Annotated in this window: 5 protein-coding genes and 1 pseudogene; all 6 read left to right on the top strand. The window is 72.3% G+C overall.

Features of this window, described 5'->3' with window-relative positions:
* Positions 1-261, top strand: a pseudogene (locus ACFQ87_RS35540) (short-chain dehydrogenase); the annotation flags it as partial.
* Between the two features lie 352 nt (positions 262-613).
* Positions 614-2,149: a hypothetical protein gene (locus tag ACFQ87_RS35535; protein WP_380615051.1), complete on the top strand. Its 1,536-nt coding sequence runs from the start codon at positions 614-616 to the stop codon at positions 2,147-2,149.
* Between the two features lie 272 nt (positions 2,150-2,421).
* Positions 2,422-3,018: a helix-turn-helix domain-containing protein gene (locus ACFQ87_RS35530; protein ID WP_380615050.1), complete on the top strand. Its 597-nt coding sequence runs from the start codon at positions 2,422-2,424 to the stop codon at positions 3,016-3,018.
* Between the two features lie 64 nt (positions 3,019-3,082).
* The gene (lepB, locus tag ACFQ87_RS35525) at positions 3,083-4,027 is read left to right on the top strand and encodes a signal peptidase I (RefSeq protein WP_380615049.1); all 945 of its coding nucleotides are present in this window, start codon (positions 3,083-3,085) and stop codon (positions 4,025-4,027) included.
* Between the two features lie 126 nt (positions 4,028-4,153).
* Entirely contained in the window at positions 4,154-4,399 is a 246-nt protein-coding gene (locus ACFQ87_RS35520) for a hypothetical protein (RefSeq protein WP_380615048.1), read from the top strand.
* A gap of 96 nt (positions 4,400-4,495) precedes the next feature.
* Entirely contained in the window at positions 4,496-5,155 is a 660-nt protein-coding gene (locus tag ACFQ87_RS35515) for a zinc ribbon domain-containing protein (RefSeq protein WP_380615047.1), read from the top strand.
* Positions 5,156-5,198 lie beyond the last annotated feature (43 nt).

Below are 5,198 nucleotides of genomic sequence, written 5' to 3'. Positions count from 1 at the left end.
GACGGCTCCGGCATCACCGCCGTCAGCCTCAACCCGGGCCTGTGCGACACCGCGCTGCTGCCGCTGTACGGGCGGGTCGGCGCGCCGGCGGCGGACGGCGCGTCGGCCGTGGTGCGGCTCTGCCTGCCGGACGTCGAGCTGGTCAACGGCGCGTACTACGACGGTGGTGCTCTCGCGCAGACCGCCCCGGCCGTCCAGGAGGAGCGCGCGGTGAAACGGCTGACCAGGCTGGCCGACCAGCTGGTCGGCCAGGCCGCCTGAACCCACCGCGAACCGAGGACCGAGTCGGGGGACACGAGGGACACGAGGGACACGATGTCCAAGCGCGCCCGCAAGAAGAAGGCCCGTCGGAAGAAGAAGGCGAACCACGGTCGCAAGGCCGGCCAGGGCTGACCGCTCCACCGGCACCCTCACAGGACCGACCCGCCGGGCGCCGCGACGGCGCTAAGGAAGCGTCAAGATCGGCGCCCGGCGCTGTCAAGGAGGCGTCAGGAGGCGTCTCATCGCAGGCGGCGCGGCACTAGCCTCGCCCGGCGGAGAGAAACGGTTCTGCTTTTGGTTTCAGTGGGAAACCCCTGGCGGGCCGTGCAACGGGGGAAAGGGACGTACGGTCATGACCACCTCGACAGCGCACCGGGAGACCACCTCGGAGGAGACGGCCGACGAAGGGGGTGACAGCTCCGAACCGGCCGGACCGAGCGGCCTGTCCGGCACCCTGGCCCGGCTCGGCCAGGGCCTCCGGACGGTCGGCAGCCGGTCCTACTGGACCACCCCGCGCGTGGTCCGAGGCCTCACCGCGCTGAGCCTGGCCACCCTGCTCGGCCTCGGCGCCACCGCCACCACCGTGCTCGGCGGCGTCCGTGACGGCACCGACACCATCGGCCACCGGGCCGCCCCGCAGGCCACCCGCGCCGCCGACCTCTACTTCGCGCTCAGCGACATGGACGCCCAGGCCGCGAACCTGCTGTTGGTCGGCGCGGATCCGGACTACGTGACGCTGCGCAAGCAGACCCTGGACACCTACGAGCAGCGCCGCGACCAGGCCGACGACGATCTCCAGCAGGCCGCCCAGGCCGCCTCCGCCGACCCGGCCGGGCAGCGCGCCGTCCAGCTGGTGCTGGACAAGCTCGGCAGCTACGAGGTCCTGGTGGCCCGCGCCCAGCTGCTGGAGGAGCAGGCCAAGGCCCCGGCCGGCCAGCCCTCGGCCGCCGCCCTGGACGCCTACCGACAGGCCACCGACCTGCTGCGCCAGCAGCTGCTGCCCGCCGCGGACCAGGTCACCGCCGCCAACCAGGCCACCGTCGACCGGGTGTACGGCGAGCAGCGCGACGCCATGGGCTCCGGCTGGTGGTGGGTGTTCGCGGTCGGCCTGCTCGCCCTCGCCGCGCTGGTCGGGCTCCAGCGCGCCCTGTTCGTGCGCTACCACCGGGTGTTCAACCCGGCGCTGGCCGCCGTCACCCTGCTGACCGGCATCGTCATGGTCGCCGGGCTGTACCTGGTGGGCCGGGCCGACGACCACCTGGTGACCGCGAAGAGCGACGCCTACGACTCGGTGATAGCGCTCAGCCGGGCCCGCGCCGTCGCGTACGACATGAACGCCGACGAGAGCCGGTACCTCACCGACCCGACCCGCGCGACGGCCTACGGGCAGGCCTACCTCGACCAGAGCCAGGCGATCGTGCACCTGGACGGCGCGACCCTGGCGAACTACAACGACCGGCTGAAGGAGGCCGCGAACCGGTACCAGTCGAACCACGGGAAGGTCCCCTTCGGCGGCTACCTGGGCAGTGAGCTGAACAACCTCACCTTCGCCGGCGAGCGGGACGCCGCCGAGCGGGTGCTGGGTGCCTTCCAGGAGTACCAGCTGACCGACCACAAGATCCGTGACCTGCGCGACGAGGGCAAGCTCAAGGACGCGATCACGCTCAACACCGGGCTCGCCAAGGGCCAGTCCAACTACGAGTTCGACCAGTTGAGCACGGCCATGGGGGACACCATCACGATCAACCGGCGGGCGATGGAGACGGCGGTCGCCGAGACCGACAGCGACCTCGACGGCACCACGGCGGCCCTGGCCGGCGGCGCGCTGGCGGTGGCGCTGGGTCTCACCGCGCTGGGGGTGCGGCCCCGGCTGCGCGAGTACCGCTGATCCGGAGCGCAGGGGCCGGGGGGGGGTTGGGGGGCGCCCCCCGGGCCCTCTTTTTCCCGCACCAGGCAGGGATCCCGAAGACGCGAGGTTGTGTCCAAGGGTCCCGGGGTTGAGGGGGGCCCGGGGGTCGGGGGCGGGGGTTTGGGGGGGGGGGGCGGGCTCCCCACCGGGCCCTGCTGCGCCACGCACGGGCAGGGCATCCGGAAGCCGCGAGGTCGTGCCACGGTGTGCCGGATTGACAAACACCCTTGCCGTCCCGGCGAATGGCAGGCATGGCCGACGAAGAGTTCGAGAACGTCCTGACCACGGTGGGCCCCCGGCTACGGGCCCTGCGCCGGGAGCGCGGCACCACGCTCGCCAAGCTGGCCGCCGCGACCGGCATTTCGCTCAGCACGCTGTCCCGGCTGGAGTCCGGGCAGCGGAAGCCGACCCTGGAGCTTCTCCTGCCGCTGGCCCGGGAGTACCGGGTGCCGCTGGACGAACTGGTCGGTGCCCCGGCCACCGGCGACCCCCGGATCCATCCGCGCCCGGTGACCCGGAACGGCCAGACGATCGTCCCGCTCACCCGCCACCTCGGCGGTCTGCACGCGTACAAGCACATCGTGCCGCCGGGGCGGAACACCGGGCCCGGGCTGGAGTTGAAGGTCCACGAGGGCTACGAGTGGCTGTACGTGCTGTCCGGGCGGCTGCGGCTGGTACTCGGCCCGCACGACCTGGTCCTGACGGCCGGTGAGGTCGCCGAGTTCGACACCCGCACCCCGCACGCCTTCGGCAACGCCGGTTCGCAGCCGGTGGAGTTCCTCAGCCTGTTCGGTCCGCAGGGTGAGCGCATCCATGTCAGGGCGCGCCCGGGAACCTCAGTTCGGTAGGTTCGTTCCCTGACAGGGGGTCCCGCTTCGGGCTCCCGCCAGGCCGTCGGGAGGGGCCGAGGAAATGAGTGTGCAGCAGAGCACGGAGTCCGGCGAGAGCGGTGGAACGAAGGAGCGGGCGGAGCCGGAGGCTGGGGCCGGGGCGGCCGGGGCCGGCGAGGCGGCGGAGACCGGCGCCCGCGAGGCGGCGGAGACCGGGACGGGTGACGCGGAACAGGACGCGAAGCCCGCGCGCAGGAAGCGCCCGTTCTGGCAGGAGCTGCCCATCCTGCTGGTGATCGCCCTGCTGCTCTCGCTCTGCATCAAGACCTTCTTCGTGCAGGCCTTCTCCATCCCCTCCGGTTCGATGGAGAACACCCTGCACATCGGGGACCGGGTGCTGGTCGACAAGCTCACCCCGTGGTTCGGTGCCGAGCCGGAGCGCGGAGAGGTGGTGGTCTTCCGCGATCCGGGCGGCTGGCTGGAGGGCACGTCGACGCAGGACGACGGCTTCATGGGCACCGTTCAGAAGGCGCTGAGCACCGTTGGCCTGATGCCCTCGGCGGACGAGAAGGACCTGATCAAGCGGGTCATCGCGGTCGGCGGGGACACCGTCGAGTGCAACGCGGGCAGCCCGGTGAAGGTGAACGGCGTCGCGCTGGACGAGCCGTACCTGTTCCCCGGTGCGACGCCCTGTGACAACGACCCGGTCGGCACCGTCACCGTGCCCAAGGGCAAGCTCTGGGTGATGGGTGACCACCGCAACAACTCGCGGGACTCCCGTCCGCACCACAACGAGACCGGGGACGGCTTCGTGCCGGTGGGCAACGTCGTCGGCCGGGCCTTCGTGGTGGCGTGGCCGATCTCCAACTGGTCCACCCTGCCCGTCCCGGACACCTTCGCCAAGGTGCCCTCCGGGGCCGCGGCCGCCCCGGTGGAGGCGCCTCCGGCGCCGGCCGTGCTCGCCTTCGCGGGGGTCGTCCCGATCGCGCTGTGGCGGCGCCGGCGGTCGCGCCGGGACGCCCGCTGAGACGACGTACGGGCTTCGCCGGAACTCCACCCGCGGTGCTCTACACAGCTGTAGAGTTCCGGCGATGGGCCGCCGCCCCGGTCGCGGCCGCAGCCGGGTCGGGCCGGGTCGGGAGGCGCAACCTTGGTGGAGAGTCGGCGAAGCCCCGCACCGGCCGTGGAACCGGCCGACGCCGAGGTCCGGTGGGTGTACCAGCCGGTCGAGGTCGACCTTGGTGACGGCGCCTGGGCGCCCGGCCGGATCAGCGGCTGGTGGCGGGACCCGATCGGGCGGCAGTGGTGCCGACTGCGGGTCAGCCGCAGCGGACAGCCGGCCGGTTGGCGGCTGTTCGAGCCCGAGCGGATGCTGCTGCTGCCGGTCTCCGGGTTGTGAGGCTTCGGTGGGGAGTTCTTGGCGGAACCGTTCGGAGTCACCTGTCGTCCCTGGCATCGACCGCCGAACAGGCCACTTTCAGCAACCGGGGACGACGTGAGTTCCGAGATCTACTTCAGCAGCAACTACCGCGACCTGTGCGAGCAGCACGGGACGGGCGCGGGCTTCCAGTTCGAGTTCTACTGCTACCGCTGCTCCGACACCTGGCGCTCGTCGTTCGAACGGTTCACCACCGGCCAGGTGGCGGGCTGGATAGGCAAGGGCGTCAGCGCGGCCTGGAACCTCATCGGCGGCAACGCCAACACCATCAGCAACGCCGCCGACGGCCTGGCGGGTCAGACCTGGGGCACCTCGCGCGACGCCGCCTTCCAGCGCGCGATCGACAACGCCCGGACACACTTCGACCGTTGCGGCCGGTGCACCCAGTACGTCTGCGGCCGCTGCTTCGACCCGGCTCAGGGCCTGTGCTTCAACTGCGCCCCGGACACGGCGGCCGAGGCGTTGGCGGCGCAGCGGCGCGGCCTCAACGACATGGTGTCGGACCGGGCGTACCAGGCCGGGCAGCAGTCCGGGGCGGAGTTCGACGTGCGGACGCCGCGGCAGTTGGTCTGCCCGCAGTGCCAGACCGAGACGCACGGTACGGCGTTCTGTCCGGGCTGCGGGTTCAAGCTGGCGCAGCCCGTCCAGTGCGCGCAGTGCCACAAGGACGTGCCGGAGGGCGCGGCGTTCTGCCCGTCCTGCGGGACCAGGCGCTGAGTCCTCCCCGAACGCGACGGGCGGGGCGCCCGCGGACTTGAGG

It is taken from the genome of Kitasatospora sp. NPDC056531, assembly GCF_042794375.1.
Classification (GTDB): Bacteria; Actinomycetota; Actinomycetes; order Streptomycetales; family Streptomycetaceae; genus Kitasatospora.
The sequence above is the reverse complement of the archived record's forward strand: the minus strand, read 5'-3'. Positions and strand labels throughout refer to the sequence as shown.

Excerpts from the sequence above, each read along its gene's own strand:
- lepB (WP_380615049.1), top strand. The coding sequence starts at position 3,083 with ATGAGTGTGCAGCAGAGCACGGAGTCCGGCGAGAGCGGTGGAACGAAG.
- ACFQ87_RS35530 (WP_380615050.1), top strand. The coding sequence starts at position 2,422 with ATGGCCGACGAAGAGTTCGAGAACGTCCTGACCACGGTGGGCCCCCGG.
- ACFQ87_RS35535 (WP_380615051.1), top strand. The coding sequence starts at position 614 with ATGACCACCTCGACAGCGCACCGGGAGACCACCTCGGAGGAGACGGCC.